This window comes from Bradyrhizobium sp. S3.3.6 (assembly GCF_040546905.1).
Lineage (GTDB): Bacteria > Pseudomonadota > Alphaproteobacteria > Rhizobiales > Xanthobacteraceae > Bradyrhizobium > Bradyrhizobium cytisi.
On the sequence record NZ_JBEPOT010000012.1, the window covers coordinates 250,849 to 275,840 of the forward strand.

The 24,992-nt window shown below is 64.9% G+C and carries 30 protein-coding genes and 2 tRNA genes; 8 read left to right on the plus strand and 24 right to left on the minus strand.

Translation table 11 applies throughout. The annotated features are described in order from the left end of the window. Positions 1-39 precede the first annotated feature (39 nt). The 9 genes from ABID59_RS29485 to ABID59_RS29525 all read right to left on the minus strand — a co-directional run bounded on the left by ABID59_RS29485 (position 40) and on the right by ABID59_RS29525 (position 5,984). A tRNA-Phe gene (locus ABID59_RS29485) sits at positions 40-115 on the minus strand. A gap of 184 nt (positions 116-299) precedes the next feature. Next, positions 300-485 carry a DNA gyrase inhibitor YacG gene (gene yacG, locus ABID59_RS29490; RefSeq protein WP_354085703.1) on the minus strand — a complete coding sequence of 62 codons (186 nt, stop codon included), beginning with the start codon at positions 483-485 and terminating at the stop codon, positions 300-302. Between the two features lie 133 nt (positions 486-618). After that, positions 619-1,248 (minus strand): Maf-like protein, encoded by a 630-nt coding sequence (locus ABID59_RS29495; RefSeq protein WP_148749902.1) that lies wholly within the window; start codon positions 1,246-1,248, stop codon positions 619-621. Positions 1,249-1,406: 158 nt separating this feature from the next. After that, the gene (locus tag ABID59_RS29500; RefSeq protein WP_354085678.1) at positions 1,407-1,874 is read right to left on the minus strand and encodes an arsenate-mycothiol transferase ArsC; all 468 of its coding nucleotides are present in this window, start codon (positions 1,872-1,874) and stop codon (positions 1,407-1,409) included. A 5-nt stretch (positions 1,875-1,879) separates the two neighbouring features. Next, positions 1,880-2,377 carry a UPF0262 family protein gene (locus ABID59_RS29505; protein WP_354085679.1) on the minus strand — a complete coding sequence of 166 codons (498 nt, stop codon included), beginning with the start codon at positions 2,375-2,377 and terminating at the stop codon, positions 1,880-1,882. After that, a complete protein-coding gene (gene hisD, locus ABID59_RS29510) occupies positions 2,374-3,669 on the minus strand; it encodes a histidinol dehydrogenase (protein WP_148749899.1) in 1,296 nt (431 codons plus the stop codon). Before hisD ends, ABID59_RS29505 begins: the two co-directional genes overlap by 4 nt. Before the next feature lie 158 nt (positions 3,670-3,827). Beyond that, positions 3,828-4,277, minus strand: a complete 450-nt coding sequence (locus tag ABID59_RS29515; RefSeq protein WP_354085680.1) for a DUF2948 family protein — start codon at positions 4,275-4,277, stop codon at positions 3,828-3,830. A gap of 82 nt (positions 4,278-4,359) precedes the next feature. Then, positions 4,360-5,019: an NAD-dependent epimerase/dehydratase family protein gene (locus ABID59_RS29520; RefSeq protein ID WP_354085681.1), complete on the minus strand. Its 660-nt coding sequence runs from the start codon at positions 5,017-5,019 to the stop codon at positions 4,360-4,362. A 26-nt stretch (positions 5,020-5,045) separates the two neighbouring features. Further along, entirely contained in the window at positions 5,046-5,984 is a 939-nt protein-coding gene (locus ABID59_RS29525) for an SDR family oxidoreductase (protein ID WP_354085682.1), read from the minus strand. Between the two features lie 84 nt (positions 5,985-6,068). On the opposite strand from ABID59_RS29525, the gene ABID59_RS29530 reads away from it, so the two are divergent. Next, a complete protein-coding gene (locus ABID59_RS29530; protein WP_354085683.1) occupies positions 6,069-6,722 on the plus strand; it encodes a TetR/AcrR family transcriptional regulator in 654 nt (217 codons plus the stop codon). A 9-nt stretch (positions 6,723-6,731) separates the two neighbouring features. On the opposite strand, the gene ABID59_RS29535 is transcribed toward ABID59_RS29530, so the two are convergent. The 5 genes from ABID59_RS29535 to ABID59_RS29555 form a co-directional block, all read right to left on the minus strand. Next, complete coding sequence (locus ABID59_RS29535) at positions 6,732-7,556, minus strand: alpha/beta fold hydrolase (protein WP_354085684.1); 825 nt, start codon at positions 7,554-7,556, stop codon at positions 6,732-6,734. Positions 7,557-7,585: 29 nt separating this feature from the next. Beyond that, on the minus strand, positions 7,586-8,095 hold the full coding sequence (locus ABID59_RS29540; RefSeq protein WP_148749893.1) for a hypothetical protein: 510 nt from the start codon (positions 8,093-8,095) through the stop codon (positions 7,586-7,588). A 196-nt stretch (positions 8,096-8,291) separates the two neighbouring features. Beyond that, positions 8,292-8,600 carry an EthD family reductase gene (locus tag ABID59_RS29545; RefSeq protein ID WP_148749892.1) on the minus strand — a complete coding sequence of 103 codons (309 nt, stop codon included), beginning with the start codon at positions 8,598-8,600 and terminating at the stop codon, positions 8,292-8,294. 179 nt (positions 8,601-8,779) lie between these two features. Further along, a complete protein-coding gene (locus tag ABID59_RS29550; RefSeq protein ID WP_354085704.1) occupies positions 8,780-10,486 on the minus strand; it encodes an FAD-dependent oxidoreductase in 1,707 nt (568 codons plus the stop codon). A 39-nt stretch (positions 10,487-10,525) separates the two neighbouring features. Then, positions 10,526-10,732, minus strand: coding sequence for a hypothetical protein (locus ABID59_RS29555; RefSeq protein WP_354085685.1), 207 nt, complete (start codon positions 10,730-10,732; stop codon positions 10,526-10,528). A 315-nt stretch (positions 10,733-11,047) separates the two neighbouring features. On the opposite strand from ABID59_RS29555, the gene ABID59_RS29560 reads away from it, so the two are divergent. Then, positions 11,048-11,122 (plus strand) — tRNA-Thr (locus ABID59_RS29560). 1,045 nt (positions 11,123-12,167) lie between these two features. Here the strand turns inward: ABID59_RS29560 and ABID59_RS29565 are convergent. Genes ABID59_RS29565 through ABID59_RS29575 form a run of 3 tightly spaced genes read right to left on the minus strand, consistent with a single transcriptional unit; the run spans position 12,168 to position 13,837 of the window. Next, complete coding sequence (locus ABID59_RS29565) at positions 12,168-12,656, minus strand: cyclic nucleotide-binding domain-containing protein (protein ID WP_354085686.1); 489 nt, start codon at positions 12,654-12,656, stop codon at positions 12,168-12,170. 39 nt (positions 12,657-12,695) lie between these two features. Beyond that, complete coding sequence (locus ABID59_RS29570) at positions 12,696-13,298, minus strand: ferric reductase-like transmembrane domain-containing protein (RefSeq protein WP_502916836.1); 603 nt, start codon at positions 13,296-13,298, stop codon at positions 12,696-12,698. 35 nt (positions 13,299-13,333) lie between these two features. Continuing rightward, complete coding sequence (locus tag ABID59_RS29575; RefSeq protein ID WP_148749887.1) at positions 13,334-13,837, minus strand: peptidase associated/transthyretin-like domain-containing protein; 504 nt, start codon at positions 13,835-13,837, stop codon at positions 13,334-13,336. Positions 13,838-14,176: 339 nt separating this feature from the next. Between ABID59_RS29575 and ABID59_RS29580 the strand changes: the two genes are divergently transcribed. Then, positions 14,177-15,184 carry an LLM class flavin-dependent oxidoreductase gene (locus tag ABID59_RS29580; protein WP_354085688.1) on the plus strand — a complete coding sequence of 336 codons (1,008 nt, stop codon included), beginning with the start codon at positions 14,177-14,179 and terminating at the stop codon, positions 15,182-15,184. Between the two features lie 51 nt (positions 15,185-15,235). On the opposite strand, the gene ABID59_RS29585 is transcribed toward ABID59_RS29580, so the two are convergent. The 6 genes from ABID59_RS29585 to ABID59_RS29610 are packed head-to-tail and all read right to left on the minus strand — an operon-like array spanning position 15,236 to position 19,847. Beyond that, the gene (locus ABID59_RS29585) at positions 15,236-16,111 is read right to left on the minus strand and encodes an amidohydrolase family protein (RefSeq protein ID WP_354085689.1); all 876 of its coding nucleotides are present in this window, start codon (positions 16,109-16,111) and stop codon (positions 15,236-15,238) included. Between the two features lie 14 nt (positions 16,112-16,125). Further along, positions 16,126-16,518 carry a RidA family protein gene (locus ABID59_RS29590; protein ID WP_354085690.1) on the minus strand — a complete coding sequence of 131 codons (393 nt, stop codon included), beginning with the start codon at positions 16,516-16,518 and terminating at the stop codon, positions 16,126-16,128. A 25-nt stretch (positions 16,519-16,543) separates the two neighbouring features. Beyond that, entirely contained in the window at positions 16,544-17,347 is an 804-nt protein-coding gene (gene hpaH, locus ABID59_RS29595) for a 2-oxo-hept-4-ene-1,7-dioate hydratase (RefSeq protein WP_354085691.1), read from the minus strand. A 3-nt stretch (positions 17,348-17,350) separates the two neighbouring features. Then, the gene (locus tag ABID59_RS29600) at positions 17,351-18,211 is read right to left on the minus strand and encodes a fumarylacetoacetate hydrolase family protein (protein WP_354085692.1); all 861 of its coding nucleotides are present in this window, start codon (positions 18,209-18,211) and stop codon (positions 17,351-17,353) included. Between the two features lie 49 nt (positions 18,212-18,260). Further along, positions 18,261-18,878, minus strand: coding sequence for a flavin reductase family protein (locus ABID59_RS29605; protein ID WP_354085693.1), 618 nt, complete (start codon positions 18,876-18,878; stop codon positions 18,261-18,263). A 3-nt stretch (positions 18,879-18,881) separates the two neighbouring features. Beyond that, a complete protein-coding gene (locus ABID59_RS29610; RefSeq protein ID WP_354085694.1) occupies positions 18,882-19,847 on the minus strand; it encodes a Bug family tripartite tricarboxylate transporter substrate binding protein in 966 nt (321 codons plus the stop codon). A 128-nt stretch (positions 19,848-19,975) separates the two neighbouring features. Here ABID59_RS29610 and ABID59_RS29615 point away from each other — a divergent pair, with 128 nt between their 5' ends. The 4 genes from ABID59_RS29615 (at position 19,976) to ABID59_RS29630 (ending at position 23,534) form a co-directional block, all read left to right on the plus strand. Beyond that, positions 19,976-20,782, plus strand: a complete 807-nt coding sequence (locus ABID59_RS29615) for an IclR family transcriptional regulator (RefSeq protein ID WP_354085695.1) — start codon at positions 19,976-19,978, stop codon at positions 20,780-20,782. 97 nt (positions 20,783-20,879) lie between these two features. Next, positions 20,880-22,175, plus strand: a complete 1,296-nt coding sequence (locus ABID59_RS29620) for an O-acetylhomoserine aminocarboxypropyltransferase (RefSeq protein ID WP_354085696.1) — start codon at positions 20,880-20,882, stop codon at positions 22,173-22,175. Positions 22,176-22,179: 4 nt separating this feature from the next. Beyond that, positions 22,180-22,962 carry an alpha/beta fold hydrolase gene (locus ABID59_RS29625; RefSeq protein WP_148749877.1) on the plus strand — a complete coding sequence of 261 codons (783 nt, stop codon included), beginning with the start codon at positions 22,180-22,182 and terminating at the stop codon, positions 22,960-22,962. Between the two features lie 68 nt (positions 22,963-23,030). Further along, on the plus strand, positions 23,031-23,534 hold the full coding sequence (locus ABID59_RS29630; protein WP_354085697.1) for a DUF6496 domain-containing protein: 504 nt from the start codon (positions 23,031-23,033) through the stop codon (positions 23,532-23,534). Between the two features lies 1 nt (position 23,535). Here the strand turns inward: ABID59_RS29630 and ABID59_RS29635 are convergent, their stop codons facing one another. Further along, the gene (locus tag ABID59_RS29635) at positions 23,536-23,763 is read right to left on the minus strand and encodes a hypothetical protein (RefSeq protein ID WP_148749875.1); all 228 of its coding nucleotides are present in this window, start codon (positions 23,761-23,763) and stop codon (positions 23,536-23,538) included. Between the two features lie 385 nt (positions 23,764-24,148). On the opposite strand from ABID59_RS29635, the gene ABID59_RS29640 reads away from it, so the two are divergent. After that, entirely contained in the window at positions 24,149-24,880 is a 732-nt protein-coding gene (locus ABID59_RS29640; protein ID WP_354085698.1) for an SDR family NAD(P)-dependent oxidoreductase, read from the plus strand. Positions 24,881-24,992: the final 112 nt, after the last annotated feature.

The window sequence follows — 24,992 nt, forward strand, 5'->3', positions numbered from 1 at the left end:
ACTCCAGCCATTGCGAGGTTTCGTAAATCTGTTCAGGAATGGTGCCCAGGGGCGGAATCGAACCACCGACACTGCGATTTTCAGTCGCATGCTCTACCAACTGAGCTACCTGGGCGTGCTCCAAAGAGGGGCCAAAGCCCATCGAGCGGGCGGTTTATAGTGGGCTGGAAGCGGCCTGTCCACCCGGCTTCGCCAAGAGGCTTCGCCGGGTGCGGGCCGGCTGTGCACAAGGTCGGGCGCCATTGCCGCGGCTGGCGCGCGATGCATCGGACTTCCATGCAAGCTATTGATATAACTAATTATTCTTCGCCGTCGGCTTCGTCGTCGCGGCCGGGGATGACATAGGACCCTTTCAGCCATCGGTTCAGGTCGACGTCGCGGCAGCGCGAGGAGCAGAACGGACGGGTGGCCTCCGCCTGCGGCTTGCCGCAGATCGGGCAGGTTTTGAGGGGCGCAGCGGGCTTTTTGATGTGGTCGTCCTTGATGGCGGCAACTTACACGAGGTGAAAGGGTTCAAGAGCCTCTCGGCAAACGGGTTCCTGCGGCGGAGGCGCAGGCGCGCCGCCTGCCGATTCTACTGTGCATGGGGTTGTTTTCGAGATTTTTGTCGGGCCGTGGTCAAATGGCCGTGGCGTTGAGCCAGCCGAAGCGGATCGGAAAGCCTTCGCCGCCGAGCAGCGTCGTGGTCTCGTAGAGCGGCAGGCCGACCACGTTGCTGTAGGAGCCCACCATCTTCACCACGAAGGAGCCGGCGATGCCCTGCACGGCATAGCCGCCGGCTTTGCCGCGCCATTCGCCGGAGCCGATATAGGCCTGGATGTCGTCTTCCGACAGCCGCTTGAAGCGGACCCGGGTCTCGACCAGACGCTGGCGGAAGGCCTCGCGCGGTGTCACGAGCGTAATCGCAGTGTAGACGCGGTGGTTGCGGCCGGACAGCAGCCGCAGGCACTGCGCGGCCTCGTCGACGAGATTGGCCTTGGGCAGGATGCGGCGGCCAACCGCCACCACTGTGTCGGCGGACAGGATGAAGGCGCCGCGCAGCTCGTCATCGAGCTGCACCGATTTCAGCGCCGCATCGGCCTTGGCCCTCGCGAGGCGATTGGCGCAGGCACGCGGCAGCTCGCCCCGCTTCGGCGTCTCGTCGACATCGGCCGGCCGGAGCGCGTCCGGCTCGATGCCGGCCTGGTTGAGCAGCGACAGGCGCCGCGGCGAACCGGAGGCAAGAACGAATTTGGGGCGGCCGAGCATCAGGTGATTTTTGGGAGACGAGGCAGGGGGTGAATTGCGCGCGGAACCTATCGGAAGGGGGCTGATTTCACAACCCGGGAACCCGGACTTTGGTGATTCGAGGTGTCCGACATGCGTGTGCCCTTAGTCTGTGACGCGGGTGTTACGCCTGCCCAATGCTACCCGCTCGCCGCGCCGACCTTGGCGAAACGCCGGCGAATCCGCATCAGGAGCTGGTCGCAGACCTCGCGATAGGCGGCGAGCTTCTGGTCGCGGCTGCCCTCGATGGTGGTGGGATCCTGCATCGGCCAGTATTCGACGTCGGCGGCAAGCGTGCGGGTCAGCTCCAGCGCCTTGTGGTGTGCCTCGGGCGAGAGCGTGATGATGAGGTCGAAATTCAGCCCCTCCCAGTCCTCCAGTTCCTCAAACGTCTGCGGCCTGTGGGTGGAGATGTCCTGGCCGAGCTCGGCCATCACGGCGATCGCGAACGGATCGAGCTCGCCCTTCCTCGCACCGGCCGATTTCACGTAGAGACCCTGCGCGAACATGTGCCGCAGCAGGCTCTCGGCCATCGGCGAGCGCACGCTGTTCATGGCGCAGGCGAACAGCACCGATTGCGGATCGCGTGCGCGTGGCGGACCCGCCATCGCGCCTAACCCTTCCAATGAAGGACAGTAATGAGCGTGAAAAGGCGGCGCGAGGTCTCGAAATCGACCCGCACCTTGCCCTTCAGCCGCTCCTGCAGCGTGCGCGATCCCTCGTCATGGATGCCGCGGCGGCCCATGTCGATCGCCTCGATCTTGTCCGGGGTCGCGGTGCGGATCGCCTGGTAATAGCTATCGCAGATCATGAAATAGTCCTTCACGATCCGCCGGAACGGTCCGAGCGACAACAGATGCGCGACCACGGGCGTGCCGTCCTCGCGGCGGATGTCGAACATCAGCCTGCTGCCGGTGATGCCGATATGCAGCGTGAATGGGCCCTTGCCGTCGGCGCCCTCGGGAGCGAACAAATTCTGCTCGATCAGATCGTAGATCGCGATCGCGCGCTCATGCTCGATGTCGGGCCCGGAACGGCCGATCGAGTCCTCGTCGAGCGTGACCGCGACGATGCGATTGGTCGAGGCGTCCTGTTCGGGCGGCTGGGTCATGACAGATTGAGGCGCAATCCAATCGAGCGCGAATGGGCATCCAGCCCCTCCGCTTGTCCGAGCGTCATCGCAGCCGGCCCCAGCGCACGCAGCTGGTCCGGGCCGCATTTCAGGATCGAGGTCCGCTTCATGAAATCGGCGACCCCGAGGCCCGAGGAGAATCGCGCCGAGCGCGCCGTCGGCAGCACGTGGTTGGAGCCGCCGACATAATCGCCGATCGCCTCCGGCGTATGCGCCCCGAGGAAGATGGCGCCGGCGTTGCGAATCTTAGCGGCGAGCGCGTCGGGATCACCGGTCATGATCTCGAGATGCTCGGCAGCGATCGCGTCCGCGAGCGGAATGGCGTCGGCGAGAGAGCTCACCATGATGATGGCGCCGAAATCGGCCCAGGACTTGCCGGCAATTGCGGCGCGCGGCAGCGTCTTCAACTGCGCCTCGACAGCCTTCTCGACATCGGCGGCGAGGCGCGCCGAGTCAGTGATCAGAATCGATTGCGCGCTGACATCGTGCTCGGCCTGCGCCAAGAGATCAGCGGCGATCCAGTCGGCATTGCCGGTGTCGTCGGCGATCACCAGCACCTCGGAGGGGCCCGCGATCATGTCGATGCCGACCTTACCGAACACCAGCCGTTTTGCGGCGGCGACATAGGCATTGCCGGGACCGACGATCTTTGCGACCGGCGCAATCGTCGCGGTACCATGAGCGAGCGCGGCCACAGCCTGCGCGCCGCCGACGCGGTAGATCTCGGTGACGCCGCCGAGATGCGCTGCCGCCAACACCAGCGGATTGAGCTTGCCGTCGGGCGAAGGCACCACCATCACCAGGCGCGAGACACCGGCGACTTTCGCCGGCACCGCATTCATCAGCACCGACGACGGATAGGCCGCAGTGCCGCCGGGCACGTAGAGGCCGGCGGATTCGATTGCGGTGTAACGCCAGCCGAGCTCGACACCGAGCGGGTCGGTGAAGCGTTCGTCCTTCGGCAGCTGACGGCGATGGTAGGTCTCGATGCGGTCCCGCGCGAGCTTGAGCGCATCCAGCGTTGCGGCATCGCAGGCCTTTTTCGCGGCTTCGATCTCGGCGGTCGAGACGCGAAGGCCGGAAGCATCCAGCGTCAGCCGGTCGAACTTTGCCGTGGCCTCGAGCAGGGCGGCATCGCCGCGCCTGGCCACGTCATCGACGATGGTGCGCGCGGCGGCCTCGACATCGGCCGAGATCTCGCGCTTGGCGGCGAGAAAGGCCGCGAATCGCTGGTCAAAATCGGCGCTGCTGCGGTCGAGACGAACGGGCATTTTGGGCTTGGCTTCTGCTGGTTGAGGGGGCGCCGTCTGGCTCACCGGCCCCCTGCTCAATGGCGCGGCGGGGAAGCTGCGTCAACCCTTGGCAGCCCCCTTTGGAAGCTACCGTTCCGGCGAGGGCCTGAGCCGGTTCGGTAGGTATACAGGCAACCTCACCCCTCCCCCTCGATCCCCAGCCCCGTTCCCAATTCGTCCGCGCCCAGATCGGTCAGCTCGCATTCCAGACATTCGACGTCGAGCCGGATGGCGCCGCCCTGGGCGAACAGCAAGAGCGCGCTGCCGCTGGGCTCCTCATCGCGGCCGTCCCGGGGATGAAACTCGATGCCGACGAGGTCCAGGACCGCCTCGGGTATCGCGAGATCGATGTTGCGCGACTTGCAGGCGAGCACGCGGTCGAAGCGGAGCGCTGAGACCAGCCGGCGCGGCCCGGTCTCGCCCGCCAGCGTCTGCTCCCAGTCTAGCCGGCTCATGCCGACCACGAGGCGCTTCTCGCCCTGCCGCCAGATGATGTCGGAAGGCTGCACGCGGGCGTCCTGCACATGGGTCGAGATCACCGCGAGATCGTCGGCATCGAGCGCGATCAGTTTGAGCTGGGGAGACATCACCGACACTTCTCCTCGAGGGCTGATACGGCTCAACGCGCCGGGCTGCCGAAATTTCCGCGCAAGCTAGCGATCACGCGGACTAGAGGCTATTGATATCCTTCATCTCCAGCAGCTTCTTGGGATAGCCGACCCGGGCGACATGGATCATGGCGCGGCCCATCTGCTCGGTCGAGGTGACGAGCCCAGGCGAGATCCGGCGCAGCACCGACCACAGCGGCCAGGTCACATCATAGACCGCTTGCACCCAGGGCGTCTTCGAGCGGATCCCGTGCAGAGGCTGGATCGCGCCTGGCCGGAACATATAGGCGGCCTTGAACGGCAGCTTGAGCAGATCGTTCTCGGTCTTGCCCTTGACGCGCGCCCACATCCGCGAGCCCTGCTCGGTGGAATCTGTGCCGGCGCCGGTGACATACGTGAAGGTCATCTGCGGATTGAGCCGCGCCAGCGTCGTCGCCGCGGCGAGCGTGATGTCGTAGGTGAGATGGCGGTAGCGCTCTTCACTCATGCCGATCGAGGAGACGCCGAGACAGAAGAAGCAGGCGTCGAAGCCTGAGAGCTGCGCCTCGATCGCCGAATAATCGGTGAAATCGTCGTGGATGATCTCGGTCAGCTTGCCGTTGCGCACGCCGGTCGGGCTGCGCCCGACCACCAGCACGCGCTCGACGCCGGCATCGACCAGGCACTCGCGCAACGCACCCTGCCCGACCATGCCGGTCGCGCCGAAAATGATGACATGCATCGGGACGTCCCCACCGAAGTCACGGCTCATGCGGCGGCCGCGATCTCGTCGAAGGATACACCGGTCAGCGTCGCCGAGACATCCCACAGCATGGCCGCCGAAGCGAAATCCTTCGCCTGCGGCATGATCCGCGCCGGCACGGGCGGCCCCTTCAATTCGTAGAACCAGTTCGGGCCGTAATAGCCAGCGGGCTCAGCGGCCGCCGACGTCGCCGCAAATAGCGTGGGCAGCGCGCCTTCCGCAGCGGACTGGCTGATCAACGGCTGGAGCAACCGGCCAACTCGCCATTGCAGGGTGTTGGTGCCAGGTCCGTTCGGAATGAGATCGGTGCGCGCGTAGCCGGGATGCGCAGCAACGCTTCGCAAGCCCCAGCCCGCCGCATCGCTACGCCGTTGCAATTCGAGCGAGAACATCAGCATCGCGAGCTTGGACTGGCAGTACGCACGCCAGGGACGATAGGACCGCTGGCTCTGCAGATCGTCGAAATTGATCGCGCCGGAGCGATGCGCGAGGCTGGAGAGATTAACAACGCGCGCAGCTTTCGCACGGCGAAGCTGTGGCAACAGGCGGGCGGTCAGGGCGTAGTGGCCGAGATAATTGGTGCCGAGCTGCAGCTCGAAACCATCCTCGGTCTGCCGCCGCTTCGGCAGCGCCATCACGCCGGCATTGTTGACGAGGAGATCGAGCTGCTCGTTGCTGGCGGCAAAGCGCCGGGTGAAATCGGCCACGGAGGCAAGGCTTGCGAGGTCGAGATGTTCATAGGCAATCAGGGCGTTGGGAAACCGGGCGCAAATGCCCTCGATCGCCCGCAGACCCTTTGCGTCGTTGCGCCCGGTGAGTATGACGATGGCTCCGGCGCCCGCCAGTGCCAGCGCCGTCTCGTAGCCAAGGCCGCCGGTGGCCCCGGTGACGACGGCGGTCTTGCCGCTGAGCGAGGGGATGTCTGCCGTGGTCCAGTCGGTCATGCCATATCTCCGTTCAGGGCTGGAATGAGGCCAGCGACGGGTCTAAATGTGCACTGAGTGCAAGTTTGCAAGAGGTGAAATGATTTGAAGGCTTCGAAGCCCGCCGCGACATCGGCCAGCAAAGCCGCCAAGCCATTGCCGGCACGAGCAAAATCCGCTGCCAGCCCCGGCCTGCGCCAGCGCAAGCAGCAGGAAACCCGCGAGCGGCTGAAGCGCGCGGCAATGGGCTTGTTCCTCGAGCGCGGCTTCGAGGCCACGACCATCGATGACATCGCTGCCGCTGCCGACGTCTCGCGCCGGAGCTTCTTCCATTATTTCGCGTCGAAGGAGGACGTCGTCGCCGCCTGGCAGGAGGATGCGGCCGCCGCGCTGGTCGCCGGGATCCTCGCGCGGCCTGCGGATGAGTCCATGCTCACGGCGGCGGAAAACGCGATCGCAGCCGCGGTCAAGCGGATCGACCCGACCGAGGCAGCGGCGATGTCGCGGCTCAAGCGCGACAATCCCGCGCTTCAGGCCCGCGACCAGCTCAAATACGAAAAGCTCGAGCGCGCGCTCGCGGACGGACTTGCGCAACGCTCGGGGCACAAGTCGGACCGGCTGAACGCCCGCCTCGTCGCCATGATCGCCACCGGCGCGATGCGCGTCGGCGGCGAGAGCTGGCTCAGCGAAGGCACGCGCGACAAGCCGGAGGCCTTCGTCAAGCGGACCTTCGACGCGATCAGGGCGATCCTGGCGTGAGCGATCCGCTCAGCCCTTGAAGAACGCCAGCAGATCCGCGTTGATGGTTTCGGCGTGCGTGGTCGGCATGCCGTGCGGAAAGCCGTTGTAGGTCTTCAGCGTGCCGTTCTTGAGCAGCTTGGCCGACAGCGGCGCGGAATCGGCGTAAGGCACGATCTGGTCGTCGTCGCCGTGCATCACCAGCACCGGCACGTTGATCTTCTTTAAATCCTCGGTGAAGTCGGTTTGCGAGAACGCGACGATGCCGTCGTAATGCGCCTTGGCGCCGCCCATCATGCCCTGGCGCCACCAGTTCTGGATCACCGCTTCCGACGGTTTTGCGCCGGGACGGTTGTAACCGTAGAACGGGCCAGCGGCGACGTCGCGGTAGAACGCCGAGCGGCCGGCCGCGAGCGCCGTCTGAAAGCCGTCGAACACGCTCTTCGGCAGACCGCCGGGATTGGCCTCGGTCTTCACCATCAGCGGCGGCACCGCGGAGAGGATTGCGGCCTTCGCCACCCGGCTCTCACCATGGCGCGCGATGTAGTGCACGACCTCGCCGCCGCCGGTGGAATGGCCGACATGGATGGCGTTCTTGAGGTCGAGATGCGCGCTCACCGCCGCGAGGTCGTCGGCATAGTGATCCATGTCGTGACCGTCGGCGACCTGCGCCGAGCGGCCGTGGCCGCGGCGATCATGGGCGACGACGCGATAGCCGCGGGTGACGAAGAACATCATCTGCGCGTCCCAGTCGTCGGACGACAGCGGCCAGCCATGGCTGAACACGATCGGCTGGCCCGAACCCCAATCCTTGTAAAAGATCTCGACGCCGTCTTTGGTGGTGATGATGGGCATTGGGGGGGGACTCCTTTAGTCAGAAACGATCAGGCGAACGCCATCGGCTTGTAGCGGCGCCAGGCGCCGATGGTCACCAGCACGAAGAACACCAGCACGATGCCCTGCACCACGGCGAACACAGGGCCCGACGGCGGCGCGGGCGGCACGGCCGGCGCGAGCGCGGCCAGCGCCGGCACCTTCAGGAACGACTGGATCACCAGCACGAAGACGTTGAAATAGAGCGAGATCATCGCGGTCACGATGTAGACTGGCCGCCACGCGCCCGCGAGCTTCATGCCATACAGCGCGATGCAGGCGATCGCGAGCAGCACCAGCGAGATGCCAGCGATGATGTACGAGGGCAGCAGCTCCTTGAATGGAAACAAGAAGCCCGTCGCATTGGTCAGGATGGTGAAGAGGAGGAAGATCGCGGTGAGGCCGGGCATCGGCTTCGAGCCGAGCAAGCCGAACATCACGATCAGGCCGGCGGCGATGGCGATCAGGCTGATGATGACATGGACCAGTGTGAAGGCTTGCAGGCTCATCCCGAGTACCATGGCATCTCTCCTACTCTCAGCATTGAGATCAGAGTATTGTTATTACGCTCCTCATCGGATTGCTACCTGCGCTGACGTCACATATGCGGGCGCAGCCATGCGTCGTCGTGCGAATCGACAAACGCATGGCTGATTTTTTTGCAGCGCTGTCACAAACGATGGCAGCTTTCGACGAAAGTTGAATCGATCGTCGCGATCACACTTCCTTGGTGTCGAAGATCAAGAGGTCGGCGCCGCCGCTGGCGAATTTCGGAACGTCGCCGGCTGCAGCCTTGCCCGCCTCGCTGCCGAAGGCCTTCTGGATGTCGCCCACGCTGTCGAAGGAGAGAATGGCGACGAGATGAACGCCTGAAGGTCCGGCCGGCGAGCCGACAGCGCCCGTACTGACGGCGTATTTCTTCAAGCCGGGCAATTTCTTGGCGAGCGGAATGTGGGTCTCGGCATAATGCTTGTCGAAGGCGGCAACGTCTTTGGGCGTCTTGTAGAGCACGACGAGTTCGGCCATTTAGTCCTCCCTTGTGAATCTTTTCTTCCACGCGCGATTGGTCGCGACGAGGCGATAGTCCGTGGGACACGGCAAGATGGCAAGTCACAATCGGCTTGCCATTCGCTTGTCTTGTCCTTGACTTATTGTTTGAGCACGATCTTTTCGGAAAACCGCTTCACACTTTTCCAGATCGTGCTTTAAAGCGCCGGTTTTGCGGCGTCGCCGAGATAGCCGTGCAGGGAGGCCACGACCTGCGCGCCTTCACCGATGGCGCCACCGACGCGCTTGACCGAGCCGGAGCGGACGTCGCCGACGGCGTAGACGCCGGGCACGGAGGTCTCCAGCGGCGCCACCAGCTTGCCCTGGTTCAGCTCGGACTGCGCGCCTGTGACGACGAAGCCGCCGCGATCGAGCGTCACGCCGCAGCCATCGAGCCAGGTGGTGGCGGGATCGGCGCCGACGAACAAGAAGAGATTCTTGATGTCGGCGGAATCCTCGTCATCGGACAGCCGGCTCTTCCAGCGGATCCGCCGCAGCAGCGTTGCCTCGTCGCCTTCGAGCGCGGTGATCTCGGTGTTGAAGAGAAGCTCGATGTTCGGCGTCGCTTCGATGCGCTCGATGAGATAGCGCGACATGCTGGCCCCGAGGCCGCCGCCGCGGATAATCATCAGCACGCGTCTGGCGTGTCCCGACAGGAACACGGCCGCCTGCCCCGCCGAATTGCCGGCGCCGACCAGCGCCACTTCCTCGCCGGCGCACAGCTTCGCCTCGACCGGGGAGGCCCAGTACCAGACGCCGCGACCCTCGAACTTGTCGAGGTTCTCGATGTCAGGCCGGCGATAGCGCGCGCCGCTCGCGACCACGATCGAGCGCGAGCGCAGGGGATCGCTGCCGTCGAGCGCGACGGAAAACGCACCGTCCTTGCGCGTGCAGTCGAGCGACTTCACCGTGACAGGAATCATGATGTCGGCGCCGAATTTTTGCGCCTGGTTGAAGGCGCGCGCCGTCAGTGCCTGGCCGGAAATGCCGGTCGGGAAACCCAGATAGTTTTCGATGCGCGCGCTGGCGCCGGCCTGGCCGCCGAAAGCGCGGGTGTCGAGCACGGCAACCGAGAGCCCTTCGGACGCCGCATACACGGCGGTCGCAAGCCCGGCCGGTCCGCAGCCGACGATCGCGACGTCGTAGATGCGGTCGTTGCGCGGGCCGCCGATCATGCCGATGGCGCGCGCAAGCTCGGTCTCGCCGGGATTGCGCAACACCGCGCCGTCGGACGTGACCACCAGCGGCCAATCCTCAGGTTTCGGCGAATAGCGCGCGATCAGCTCGGCGGCATCCCGGTCACGCTCGGGATCGAGCAAATGATGCGGCTGGCCGTTGCGGGTGAGAAAGCCCTGCAAGCGGACCACGCCGGCCGAATGCGACGGACCGATCAGCACAAGGCCGCCGACGCCGGCCTGCAGCAGATTGACCCGGCGCAGGATCAGCGCGCGCATGATGCGCTCGCCAAGCTCGGCCTCGGCAACCAGCAACGCGCGCAGCCGCTCCGGCGGCAACAGCAGCGTCTCGACATCGCCTTTGGCGCGACCATCGACCAGCGCCGGACGGCCCGAGAGCTGGCTGAGCTCGGCCAGAAATTGCCCCGGTCCCTGGTCGATTAACGGGGTGATATTGCCGAGCCCGTCGCGCTGGGTGATGGCGACATGGCCCTTCAGCACGACGAACATGCCCGGCCCCGGCTTGCCGGTCTCGAACAGCAGCTCGCCGTCTGTGTAGGTGCAGAGCTCGCCGAAATGTCTCATGCGCTCGATTTCGGCGGATGTCAGCGCGGGAAATGTCTGCTCGGGGCGGGTGAAGCGCGACATCATCGCATCGCGTTCGGTTTGGTGTGAGTTGTCCTGCCCCATGGTCACTGCATGCACTCCAAAAATTCTGGCCGCTCGATTTTAGCGGCCGGTCCTGTCTATTGGTCCAGTCTTGCCGACGGTCCCCTCATCTAGGGAACCATCGTCGACTTGCGAGGGGTCGGCGCTTGCGGCGCGTTCGCGCGCCTGCAGCTTCCGCCGCTTCAGATTCTCTCGCAGCGCCGATTTCAGGCGGTCGTCCCGCGATCCCTTCGCCTGTCTCGCGCTTCTGTCGTTCTCGTCAGCCATCACGGGTCCATACAGCGGTTGGCGATAACATGCCCGGAGAATGCGGCAGCTCAAGAGGGCCCTGCGGTCCCGATCGTGGAAACTCAAAATGGGTCGAATCCGCCGCACCGGCCAACTGGCCAGTTGGCCGGGGGAGTAGGAACCAAAATCGACGGAAAGTCGGTCGTTTCGGGCCAAAGCAGCCGTGATACCCCCGATATCGTCCCGATTTTCTCATCTTGGCAGGTCCTGCAAGCTTGCACAGCGGGGAGGCCTGTGGCAGATATCGGCCCGCTTGGTAGGCCCCTTGGGCGGCCGATTCTTATCCCAGCACATGCTGCCGTAGCTCAGTGGTAGAGCACTCCATTGGTAATGGAGAGGTCGACAGTTCAATCCTGTCTGGCAGCACCATTTCATCTCTCGAAGTACGCATGAATCAGCATTCTCGCGGCACGAAACGCCCGAGTTATGCTGTTTTCCGTCGCCCTCCTCTGTGAAGAGGGCGCAGGGAAGACCGGGTGCCGACGGGCACCCGCGGTCCGCTGCGCGAAAGTGTAGCGCAAGGAAACCGCACAGCAGCATACAGGTGACGCCGAACACTCGGCCTTCCCTGCGCGATGGGTTGACGGCGTATGCCGCGCTCTCCCGGGAGCCGAGTTCCTTCTGGCCTCCCTCGCTTTCAGCGAATTGACGATGTGGTTGACCCGGTTGGGCGCTCCACACCTCCGCGAAAGCTTGGCTGTAGCGACGACAGCCAGGACCACACGGTTTAGCCGTACGCAGCGATCCCGCTTCGCCCGAGGGCTTCGCGGGATACAGGCGCCGTTCGTTCGACGCGGCTTGCAGAGAGCTCACGGGGTTCGGCTCAATCCTCTGCCCGCCCTGCTCCCACATCCGCGCCGGCGCTGCCGCGTCCACCGCCCCCCAACCCACGTTCGTGACGACGTACGATCGCCCCTCTCCAGGGGTCGGGATGGCGGGAGTGTGCCGCAAATCCGAATTTCGGTAAAGTGGAATATTTTTATGAAGGAGGGTTGACGGGATTTTGGTGGGAGCCGGGTGTTTTGCCCGACGGGCTAAATCTGCGCGGACATCGGATCCAAGATGCCGAGGTTCATACCTGTCGGGCTGCGGAAGTAAGGTTAATTCTTCCTTTCGATTGTCGGTAAAATTTTATCTATTATCGTCCTTGTCATTCGTGACGAACCAAAGGCTTCAATAGTGTTTGCGTTTTGCCTGATCGTGACTGGGACTGCGCTGCTTCTCTCCGGCTTGGTTGCCTTCGGGCTTCATAGAAATTCGCTGCACTCATTGGCGTTGCTGTAGCTCGTAGGATGGGTAGAGCGGAAGCGAAACCCATCAAGCCTTCCCTCCCCGGTGACGAAACATGATGGGTTTCGCAAGTGCTCTACCTATCCTACGGGCTACGAACTCGCGGCATCGCCGAGACGCACATTCAATTCGCAGAGTTTCCCTCTTCATCCATTCGATGCCTAGTGAGGCGATCGTCGGAACGGCGCAGGCGCCGGCACAGCTCGCGATTGATGTTCTGCAGGACGATCACATAGGCGTGGATATCGGCCTTGTAGCAGACGTAGAGCTTTTGCGCGGTCAGCTCGTACAGCACGGTCGGGGCCTCCGCGACCACCGTGGCGGAGCGGTTCTGCATTTCGATCAGCGTCATTTCTCCGAAGAAATCGCCGGGCCTAAGGGTGGAAATCGGGATGGCGTCCCCCGAATTCGCCCGTTTGCTCACCGCGAGACGACCGGATTTGACGATGAACATCGAGCGTCCCGGCTCGCTTTCCGCCACGACGGTCGCGCCGACGTCGAAGCTGCGTTCGACCAGCATCGATAGCAGGAGGTCGAGACTTGGGTCCGTGAGACCGCCGAAGAACGGCGTCGCGAGCAGGAATGCTTTCAGATCGGAAGAACTTTCAGTCATCGCCCCAACCCGAAATCGCAATCGATTCTGCCCGGTTCACTACCTCGCAATGCTCTCGCCGCGCAACGCCCGCTTTCGCCGGAGATCAATCATCGCCTTGGCGGTTGCAGCGAGGACAAATGCACAGAGCGTCGCTTTCGAGATTGTCTCCATCGTCCCCTCGATCAGCAGGCAATGGACCACGCCGCTCGCGACGATGACGATCGCGAGCGGAAGATGGACGATGCGCCAGGTTCGCAGTCGCAGGCCCAGCCGCCGGCGTAGCAGCGCCAGAAGCGCGACAGCGAAGATGGCCCACATCGCGATCACGCCAAAGGGGGAGAACGGCGTCGGCGACGCGAAGGTCAGGGCGTCGATCATATCAGGCGGACTGGTGATCCAGAGGCCGGCGACATGGATCACCACCGCGAAGGCCAGCGCGCCGCCGATCCAGTGGTGTGCACGCCGCCCGCGATAGGCCGACAGGCCCGGCAAATATCCGCCGATCAGCAAAGGCTGAACCAGCACGAGACCGAGGGCGACGATGCCTGCGAATCCAGCGAGGATGTAGACAGGACCGCGCCATGCGAGCTGCTCGCTTGCCGCAGCGAGCGCGATCGGCACGCCGATGGCCAAAGCAAGGGCGGCCCAGATCAAGTGCACCCGGGCCGATCTCCACGCCTTCACTTGCAACGCGGTCAAGCCGGCTGAAGCACGAAGTGCGCCTCGAGGCTGGTTTCCTTCGCGCTTCGCATGATCGGCCGCAGAAAGACGGTTTTGAACTCACCGCTGTCATAGGCGAGGTGGCCGTGCGGCTGGCCGAAGATCGGAATGATCTGCGGCATCTCGAGCCGGAACGCCCCATCCTTGTCGGTGAGCGTGGCGCCGTGGCTCTGCGGCTCGTGCTCCTGGCCTTCGACCGTGTGCGCCCAGATCTGGATGCGCTGCCCGGCAAGCGGCGCCCCGTCGCCGGCACGGCGAACGGTGCCGCTCATCCAGAAGCCGCCCTTGCCGATCCGCTCCACGACCGCCGCGCCCTTGCGGTAGTTGTTCGCCCCGCCCGTCATCGACTCAGTCGGCGCGAGGCCCTCCGCACGGGCCGGCAGCAGGAGTCTGGAAGCCCCGACTGTCAAAACTCCGGTTGCGAGGACGGTGCCGCCGGCGGCGAGGAGATTGCGGCGGCTGAGTACGACGATGGTCATGTCGATTCCTCCTGCGACGGTGCGGTGGCGGCGACGTGCGGCTACTCTCGTGCCCCGGACGCGATGCAGCACGCAGTGATGCGTCGCAGAGCCGGGGCCCACAATTCGGAGCATGGGTCCCGGCTCTGCGGCGCAGCGTTCCACGCTGCACCGCGTCCGGGACACGAGACCGCTATGCGACGCTCAAGGTACACCAACAGGTGCGAAACGCCCAGTTGAGTCATAGGGCGCCATAGGCCGCAATAACAGGGTTGTGACCGGGGTGGTGGCGACGCAAACGCGCTGACATTACATGTGATCTTCTCACACGCGCAGATCCCCCACACCGGCAGCCCTCCCATGATCCCCTTCTCCGTGCTCGACCTCGCGCCTATCAAGCAGGGCGCTGACGCCGCGCAGGCGTTTCGCAACTCGCTTGATCTCGCCCAGCATGCGGAAGCCTGGGGCTTCAAGCGCTTCTGGCTGGCCGAGCACCACAACATGACGGGCATTGCGAGCGCGGCGACATCCGTGGTGATCGGGCATGTCGCGGGCGGGACCAGGACGATCCGCGTCGGCTCGGGCGGCGTCATGCTGCCGAACCATTCGCCGCTGGTGATCGCCGAGCAGTTCGGCACGCTGGAGTCGCTCTACCCCGGGCGGATCGATCTCGGGCTCGGCCGCGCGCCGGGCACCGACCAGCTCACGGCGCGGGCGATGCGGCGCGATCTGGCGACGGCTGCCGAGAATTTTCCGCATGACGTGCTGGAGCTGCAAGCCCTGCTCGGCGATTTGCAGCCGAACCAGGCGATCCGTGCCGTGCCCGGTATGGGGACGAAAGTGCCGCTCTGGATCCTCGGCTCGAGCATGTTCGGCGCGCAGCTCGCGGCCATGCTGGGGCTGCCCTTCGCATTCGCCTCGCACTTCGCGCCGCAGATGATGATGCCGGCGCTGCGCGAATACCGCGCGCGGTTCGAGCCATCGGCGCAGCTCGACAAGCCCTATGCGATGGTCGGCGTCAATGTGTTCGCCGCCGACAGCGACGGCGAGGCACAGCGCATGTTGACCTCGCTGCAGCAGCAGTTCATCAATTTGCGCCGCGGCACGCCCGGCCAGCTGCCGCCGCCGGTCGACGACATGGACGCGCTGTGGTCGCCGACCGAGAAGGCAGGCGTCGCGCAATCGCTGGCCTGCTCCGCAGTCGGCTCGCCCGCGGTCGTCGAAGAGAAGCTGAAGGCGCTGATTGCCGACACCGCAGCCGACGAGCTGATGACCACGGGCCAGATCTACGATCACGCCGCCCGGCTGCGCTCGTTCGAGATCGCGGCCGAGGTGCGGGATCGGCTGGCGAGGCAGCCGGTGCTGTGAGCGCGATGTGCGCACCCCGACGAAGGTGCGCTCTTGGCGAGTCCCGAGCCTCTAATCCGTATACCCGAACAGCTTCGCCGGATTGTGCACCAGGATCTTCTCCAGCTCCGCCTGGTCGGGCGCGTAACGGAACATCAATTCGAGCAGATCGGCGTCGTTCGGCGGCTGCTTCACCGAGACCGGATGCGGCCAGTCGCTGGCCCAGACGCAGCGGTCGATCGCGGCCTCGATATAGCTGCGCGCGATCGGAATGACATCGTCATACGGCGGGCCCGCTTGCGAGGTCTTCTCGCCGAGCGAGAGCATGACCCAGAAATTGCCCTTCTTGAGCAGCTCCAGCATCTTGCGCAGGTTCGGATCGTCCTTGCCGCGCGAGGGGTCGGGGCGCGCCATGTGGTCGATCAGCACGGGCACGTCGAGATTTTCGTATTTGGCGACGCTGGAGACGATGCCGTCCTTCTCCGGCTGGATCTTGACGTACCAGCCGAGCTCGCGAATCCTTGCGATCGCACGGGCGAAATCAGCGTCCGACAATACCGCGCCCAGCTCCTGTCGAAAACTGAAGCGCGCGCCGCGCACGCCGGCATCATGCAGCTTGGCGAGATAGGAATCGTTCGCTTCAGCAAACACCAAGGCATTGGCACAGCCGCGATAGTTCGGGCCCATCGCGGCGAGACCGTCGAGCACGACGGAATGATCGGCGCCGTAGGTCGTTGTCTGCACGATGATGCCGCGCTCGATACCGAGCGTCTTGTGCATGCGCAATGCCGCTTCCCAGGTGGCCGTGGGCATCCGATAGGCCGCGCCCGGACGTTCCGGATATTTGTCGACGGGGCCGAGCACGTGAAACTGGCTGTCGACGGTTTTCGGCGGCGGCGCCTTGACCGGACGGCGCGGGTTCGGATCGAACGGCAGATAGGTCGGCATGTGCAAAAACTCCCTCAGTCGATCACGGCGGTGAAGTCGCACTGCACCAGTGCGCCGCCGTCCATGTTGTCCATCGGCAGCGCGTGACGCGCCGGGCGCGAATGCTCGTCCGGAAACATTTTCAGCCATTCGACATTGACCGGGCCGCGCTGCGTGCGGTCCTTCAACCACACCGTCATCTTGATGATGTCGTCCGTCGTGCCGCCCGCAGCCTCCACGGTCGCCTTCATATGCGCGAACACGTTGGCGCATTGGGCGTCCAGGCTCTCCGGCATCGTGCCAGCCCCGTCGCGACCGAGGATGACGCCCGACATCACAAGATTGCCGATGCGGCAGGCGTTCGGAATCGGATTGGCGTGCTTGAAGCCGCCGATATGGATGCTCTTGCGCCGCGTTGGGCCTGTCATGTGCGCTTCCTCCTTTTTTATTGGTTCAGACGAACTGGCACGACACGGAGCCGAAGGCGCCATAGTCGGCATGAAAGGTATCACCGCGGCGGATATCGACCGGACGCGTGAACGATCCCGCCAGCACCACCTCGCCGGCGGCGAGATGCTCGTCATGCGGTGCCAGGCGATTGGCGAGCCAGGCGATGCCGTTGGCGGGATGGTTGAGCACGCCGGCGGCAAGGCCGGTCTCCTCGACCTCGCCGTTGCGGAACAAGAGCGCGCCGATCCAGCGCAAATCCGCGTCTAGCGGGCGGAACGGCCGGCCGCCGAGCACCAGCGCGGCATTGGCGGCGTTGTCCGAGATCGTGTCGACGACCTTGCGCGCCTTGCCGGTCTCGGGATCGACGCGATGCATGCGCGTCTCCAGGATTTCGAGCGCGGGCGTGACGTAATCGGTAGCGTTGAGCACGTCGAAGATGGTGCAATCCGGACCGCGCAGCGGCGCCTTCAGCACGAAGGCAAGCTCGACCTCGATCCGTGGCGCGTGAAAGCGATCGAACGGAATCGGCGTGGCATCAGCATAGAACATGTCGGCAAACAGCACGCCGTAATCGGGCTCGGAGATGCCGACCGCGTTCTGCATCGCCTTCGAGGTCAGGCCGATCTTGTGGCCCTTGATGACGCGGCCGCGACCGAGCTGAAGTTTTGTCCAGGCGCGCTGGACGGCGTAGGCATCCTCGATGCTGAAGCCGGGATAGTCCTTTGAGAACATTGGAATCAGCGCCTTGGTGCGCTCGGCCTCATCGAGGCGCCCAGCAAGGCGCTCGATCGTGACGGTATCAAGCATCACTTACTGCTCCGCGGCCACGGTGTTCCTGAGCACGCCGATGCGGCTGGACTCGACCTCGACGACGTCGCCAACCTTCAGCCAGCGCGGCGGATCGAAGCGGGCACCCGCGCCCGTCGGCGTGCCCGTCACGATCATGTCGCCGGGCTTCAGGGTCGCAAAGGTCGAGAGATAGGAGATCAGGACATCGAACGGGAACATCAGCCGCTCGGTCGTGTCCTGCTGCCGCACCTCGCCGTTGACGCGGGTGACGATGTCATGCGGCCCTCGCGGATCGAGCTCGTCCGCGGTGACGATCCACGGGCCGATGCTGCCGGAGCGGTCAAAGTTCTTGCCCTGCGTGACGTTGAACTTGCCGTGGCGCAGCCAGTCGCGGATCGTGCCTTCGTTGCACAGCGTCATGCCGAAGATGTGCGCGAAGGCCTTTTCGCGCTGGATATGACGGCCGCCCTGGCCGATCACGATGACGAGCTCGCCTTCGTAGTCGAGCTGATCCGAGACGTGCGGCTTCTCCAGCGGCTGGCCGGAGCCCGTCATCGACGACATGCTGCGAACGAACAGGCTCGGATATTTGGGCAGGTCCGAATTGTCTTTATATTCGGCATTGCGTTCGGCGTAATTGACGCCGATGCACCAGAGCTTTTCGGGCGACAGCACCGGCGGCAGCAGCGTGAGCTTCTCAAGCATATAGTCGGGCTTCTGGCCGGCCACCACATCCTGCGCCTCGGCCAGCGCGTTGGCCGCGATCAGCGCCTTGAGGTCGGAGAAATCGCGGCCGATCCGCGTGGTCAGATCGACCACGCCGCCATCAATCGCCGCGCCGTAGCGCGGCTCTCCGTCCACCAGATAGCTCAACAGTCGCATCGTCGTTCTCCAATGGTCTTCAGGCGGCGTATGCCAAGCGTCCGCACGTTCAGTCCTTCGATTTGGACGTCTGGAACACGGTGTTCAGCGTCACGATCTCGCCGAGGCGGGCATAACGGGGCCCGCCGATGCGGGCGATCGGATCGAGTGCCGCGGTCTCGACCTTGCCGTTGGTGACGAGGCCGTCGCGGATGTGGAACATCACGACCTCGCCGACGATCAGCCGGCTGCGCGCCTCGCCGAATTCGAGGCACTGGCGAAAGCGGCATTCCATCGCAACCGGCGCAGCGGCGAGCCTTCGTACCTTGATGCGCTCGCAGTCAAGCGTCTCCAGCCCGAGCTGCTCGACCTCGCTGATTTCAGGCGGATGCTCGATGGAGCTGTCGTGCACCGCATTCATCAGCGGCGTGTCGGCGATGTGGATGACATATTCCTCGGTGTCGAGGATGTTGTGCGCGGTGTCCTTGTAATCAGCGCCCTTGCGACCGACGCTAATGGCGAGCATCGGCGGCTTCTGCGAGACAAAGGTGAAGGCGCTGAACGGCGCGAGGTTGAGCACGCCGCTCCGCGACAGGCTCGTCACCCAGGCGATTGGGCGCGGCACCACGATGCCGGTCATCAGCCGGTAGATGCGCTCCGCGCCGAGCTCGGTGGGGTCGATCCGCATCGCTCAGTCAGCCTTGATGTTGGCCTTGCGCACGACCGGAATCCATTTGGCGTCCTCGCGCTCGAGATATGCCCTGAACTCGTCGGGCGTCATCGCGACGGCTTCGCCGCCGAGATTGTCGAACTTATCGACTACGCCCGGATCTTTCAGGATCGCAACCAGCGTCTCGTGCAGCTTGTCCACGATCGGCGCCGGCGTGCCTGCGGGCGCGAACAGGCCCGTAAACGTCTGGCCGTCAAAGTCCTTGTAGCCGAGCTCGGCGAAGGTCGGCACGTCGGGCAGCGACTTGAGGCGATGCGGGCTGGTGACGGCGAGCGCACGGAACAGGCCGGCCTTGATGTGCTGGAGGCTGACCGTGAGCTGGTCGAAGGCGAACTGCACCTGGCCACCAAGCAAATCGTTGATGGCCGGCGCGTTGCCGCGGTAATGCGCGGTGACCCATTGCAGCTCGAGACTCGACTGCATCAGCTCGCTGAGCAGATGGTTGGTGGTGCCGGGGCCGGGCGAGGCCATGGTCAGCTTGCCGGGCTCGCGCTTGGCCAGCTCGATGAATTCCTTGAAGGTTGTGGCCTGCACCGACGGATGAACCTCAAGCACCAGCGGTGTCATCGAGATGGTCGAGATCGGCAGGAAGTCCTTCTTCCAATGATAGGCGTCGCGCTTGTTGATCTCGGTCGCGAACAGGACCGGACCATTGGCGCCGACGAACAGCGTGTAGCCGTCGGGCGCCGATTTCGCGAAGGCCTCGCCCGCGATCATGCCGCCGGCACCGGCCTTGTTCTCGATGATGAAGGGCTGGCCGAGCTTTTCCTGGAGCTTGTCGGCGATGATGCGCGCGGCGCTGTCGACATTGCCGCCGGCGGGATACGGCACGATCAGCTTGACGCTGCGCGCCGGCCATTGCTGGGCCGACGCGGGCCCCGCCAGCATCGCAGTGACGACGGCCATGGCAATCGCGATTAATTTCATGTTAACCTCCCGGCGGCGCTTCCAACCCACTTCGAGCGCTTCGCCGTTGTGCACGGCGCTCGATCGGCGCGCAATCTCCAGATGAGCGCTTTACCTGTCGAGTGAATTGTGGCGTTCTTGTCCATAATATGGACCAAGCCCATTCCTCAAGATCCGCGCGCAACGCGCTGGAACCGCGACAGGGTGCGCAAGCGATCCGTCGCGCATTGTCGGTGCTGCGTATTCTTGCCGCAGGCCGCGAAGACGGTGTGCCATTGGCCGAGGTGGTGCAGGCAACCGGGCTGACGCGCCCGACGGTGCACCGCATTGTTCACGTGCTGATCGAGGAAGGCATCGTCGAGCGGCACGACAGAACCGGCCGCTACGCGATCGGCAACCAGGTGCCGGAGCTGGCGCTCGCGCGTTCCCGGCCCTCGCCCTTGCTGGTGGCCGCAGGTCCTTCGCTGCGACGCGCCTCCGCCGAAATCGGCGACACGCTGTTCCTGACGGTGCGCACCGGCAACGACACGCTGTGCGTCGATCGCAGGATCGGCGCCTATCCGATCCAGGTGCTGTCGATCGAGGTCGGCGCGCGCCGCCCGCTCGGCGTCTCCAGCGCCGGCGTCGCCATCCTCGCCGCGCTGCCGGCGCCAGACGCGCGAAAAATTGTCACAGCGAACGAGAAGCGGTTCGAGGCCTATCGGACCGACGCCGCAACCGTGCTCGGCCAGGTCACCGCGGCGCGGCGGCGCGGATATGGCATGCGGGAGATCGGTCTCGTGCAGGGCACGACGTCGATCTCCACCTGGATCAAGACCCCGGACGGGCGCCCTGCGGCGGCGATGACCGTGTCCGCCGTTCGGACGAGGCTCGGCCCCCGCCGCGAGCAGGAGGTTGCGGAGATATTGTTGCGCGAGGCGCGGAGCATCGAGCAGGCCATCCGCGCGAGTGCATAGCGCTGCGCGAGCCCGCGCGAGACTGTCAATGGGCTGACGTGGCGCGCGTTTTTGTGGCACAACGGCCGCCATCGCCGATCGACCAACGAGGCCACGCATGCCCGCGCCAAAACCGCCTGCCTTCGAGACCCTGAGCCTGCACGCGGGCCAGCATCCGGATCCCGCGACCGGCGCCCGCGCAGTGCCGATCTACCAGACCACGTCCTACGTGTTCCAGGATTCCGATCACGCGGCGGCGCTGTTCAATCTGGAGCGCGCCGGCCACATCTATACGCGCATCTCAAACCCCACTACCGGCGTGCTGGAGGAGCGGCTCGCGGCGCTGGAGGGCGGCGTTGGCGCGATCTGCACCGCGAGCGGCATGGCCGCGCTGCATCTCGCCATCGCGACGCTTCTGAATGCCGGCGACCACATCGTGGCGTCGAGCTCGCTCTATGGCGGCACCATCAATCTGCTGGCGCACACGCTGCCGCGCTTCGGCATCACCACGACTTTCGTGAAGCCGCGCGATCATGATGCGTTCCGGAAGGCGATCGAGCCGAACACGAAGCTCGTGATCGGCGAGACCATCGGCAATCCCGGACTTGAGGTGCTGGATATCCCGAAGGTCGCCGCGATTGCGCATGAGGCAAAGATTCCGCTGCTGATCGACAACACCTTTGCGACGCCCTATCTCAGCCGGCCGATCGAGCTCGGCGCCGACATCGTGATGCAGTCGGCGACCAAATGGATCGGCGGTCACGGCATCGCCATCGGCGGCGCCATCGTCGATGGCGGCCGCTTCGACTGGCGCGCGTCGGGCAAGTTCGGCGTGCTGACCGAGCCCTATGGCGGCTATCACGGCATCGTTTTCGACGAGCAGTTCGGCACGGCGGCCTTCATCATGCGGGCGCGCACCGAAGGCTTGCGCGATTTCGGCGCCTGCCTGTCGCCGACCAACGCGTTCCAGCTTTTACAAGGCGTCGAGACGCTGGGCGTACGCATGGATCGCCACATCCAGAACACGCATCTCGTGCTGGAGGCGCTGAAATCCAACAAGGCCGTGGACTGGGTGCTGCATCCCGCGCTGGAGGACCATCCCGACTACCAGCTCGCGAAGACGCTGCTGCCGCGCGGGGCGGGCTCGATCGTCTCCTTCGGCATCAAGGGCGGCCGGCCTGCGGGCCGCAAGTTCATCGAACAGCTGCGCATGATCAGCCATCTCGCCAATGTCGGCGACGCCAAGACGCTGGTGATCCACCCGGCCTCGACCACGCATCAGCAGATGGACGCCGAGCAGCTTAGGGCTGCCGGCATCGGCGAGGAGCTGGTGCGGCTGTCGGTCGGCATCGAGGCCGCCAGCGACATCATCGACGATCTCGCGCAGGCGCTGCGCATCTCGCAGAAGGTTTGACACGATGAAGCTCTCCGTCAACGGCGCCGAGGTGTTTGCCGCAACCGGCGGCCGCGAATTCGACAAGGCGCTGCCCACGGTCGCCTTCATCCACGGCGCCGGCTTCGATCATTCGACCTGGGCGCTGCACACGCGCTGGTTCGCCCATCACGGGTTTGGCGTTCTCGCTCCGGACTTGCCCGGCCACGGCCGCTCGGCCGGGCCGTCACTCACAAGTATCGCTGACATGGCCGACTGGACGGCGGCGTTGCTCGGTGCGGCGGGCGCAGCGAAGGCGCACCTGATCGGCCATTCCATGGGATCGTTGATCTCGCTGGAGACCGCGGCACGGCACCCGGCCAAGGTCTCGGCGCTGAGCCTGATCGGCACGGCCGCGACCATGACGGTCGGCCCGGATCTGCTGAAAGCGGCCGAAGCCAACGAGCAGGACGCGCTCGACATGGTCTCGATCTGGGGCCTCGGCTTCAACGCCGAGCTCGGCGGCAGTCTCGCGCCGGGCCTGTGGATGCATGGCGGCGCGCAGGCGGTGCTTCAAGCTTGCGAGCCGGGCGTGCTGTTCAAGGATTTGTCGGCTTGCAATGCCTACGCGAATGCGCTTGCTGCGGCGGCGAGCGTGAAGGTGCCTGCGACCCTCATCCTCGGCGAGCGGGACATGATGACGCCGGCGAAGGCCGGCAAGGCGCTCGCCGCCGCGATCCCGCATGCGAAAACAATCGTGGTGCCGGGCGCGGGCCACATGATCATGGCCGAGCGGCCCGATGAATTGCTCGCGGCGTTGAGGGGCTGATAGGATCAATCTTCCGCGTCGCGCGTTGCGGTTGGACACCTTTGCGATTGCAAGAGGGAACTCGACCCATGCCAAGACAGGAAGTCATTCGTAAAGCCAAGCGGGACAAGCGCGCCGGCAAATCCGCCAGCACGCAGGCCGGTGAATTCGTCAAGGACGAGATCGACAAGATCAGGAAAGGCAAGCATGGCGCCCGCTCGGCGCGCCAGGCCATCGCCATCGGCCTGTCCGAGGCGCGCCGCGCCGGCGTCGATCTGCCGCCGCCGCGCAAAGGACGCGTCAAGAAGGCGACGCGCCGCAGCGCCAAATACGCCTATGAGGCCGGTCAGGGCAAACGCACCCCGAAGCGCCGTCCGCGCGTCTCGCGGGCCGTCGAAGGCGTCCTGAAGAAGGAGCCGCGCTCGACCGCATCGCGGAGTGCGCTGTCGAAGCAGGGCAAGCGCGCCGCGAGCCGGCGAACCGCTGCGTCACGCTCGGCCGCTGCACGGAAGGCGAGCCACACCAAGGGCGCCAAGGTCCGCTCCACGGCCGCAAAGAAGGCGGCACGCACCAGGGCCCACCGCCGGAGTTGATCTAGCTCGCGCGCCGGCTCCGCTCCGAGAACACGGCACGCGCGGCGCGCTCGGCCTCGCGTGCCGAGCGGAACTGACGGCCTTCGAGACTGTCGAACAGGCGCTCGGAGGAGAAGAAGCGGAAGCCGCGCTCATCTCTTGTGATGATGCCAGCGGCGCGATCGTGGATTTCGATGATGTAGGCGTTGGACCGGGCCTGAAACTGGGCTTGAAACTGGGCTTGGGACATGACTGCTCGCTCGCCGAAATCTCGGCGTTCCTGTCTTGGATTTGCGGTGTGAGGCGTTGCCAGGATGTGGTCAGCAACAACAACAGGCGCCGGTGGCCGCGGAGAAACAGCGCCGCGTCATGCACGCGTGCATGTCGTCAGGATTACGCTGGTGATCGGTTCTCATATCGCGGCATCAAGCTCGAGGAGCAGTTTCGATGCTTCGAATATCGAGCGATTGGCGCGATTGGTCAATGAAATGGCTATCCATATTTGGCAGCGGCGCGCTGGGGTGTTCCTCCCGCTGCAAGTGCTGACAGGCGGATTCATCTCGCGATGAGTTCAACGCGCCCGCACGGCCAGGCGTGGTAAACTTCGACTAACGCAATCATGGGGAGATCCTGATATGGCGCACGATCTGGAGGGGCGCGTAGCGCTCGTCACCGGCGGCTCGCGCGGGATCGGCGCTGCCGTCTGCCGCGCGCTGGCCGAGGCCGGCGCAGCCGTGGCAATCAATTGCCGCGAGCAGATCGGACAGGCCGAGCAGCTCGCAGGCGAGATCGGCCAACATGGCGGCCGTGCCATCGTCGTTGCCGCCGACGTCTCGCAGCGCGAGGCCGTTGCCAACATGGTCGCGCGCGCCGGAGCCGGGCTCGGGCCGATCGATATTCTCGTCAACAATGCCGGCATCACCATCACGCGCGGCGTCGACGATCTCACCGAGGACGATTTCGATCGCACCATCCTGGTCAACCTGAAATCGGTCTTCCTGTGCACACAGGCCGTGCTGCCGTCGATGCGCGCGCGAAAGTGGGGCCGCATCGTCAACGTCTCCTCGGGTGCCGCGCGCGGCGCTGGCTCGATCGGCCCGCACTACAACGCCTCCAAGGCCGGCATGGAGGGCCTCACGCGCGGTTACGCGGCGCGGCTGGTGAAGGAGGGCATCACCGTGAATGCGGTAGCGCCGTCGCTGATCGAGACCGACATGATGAGCGGCCAGCCGCAACTCATCAGCCGCATCCCGCTCGGCCGCTTCGGCACGGCGGATGAGGTGGCGAAGGCCGTGATGCTGCTGGTCGACAACGCCTACATGACCGGGCAGACGATCGCGCTGAGTGGCGGGATGGCGTTTAATTGAAACTCGGTGATTGCGGCCTGTCCAGCGGATGGATTGGTAACAGAACAGACCGGATGGATGGGTGACACTGTTCATGATTTGGTCGGCTCCGGCGCTGCGCTAGCGCAGCGCC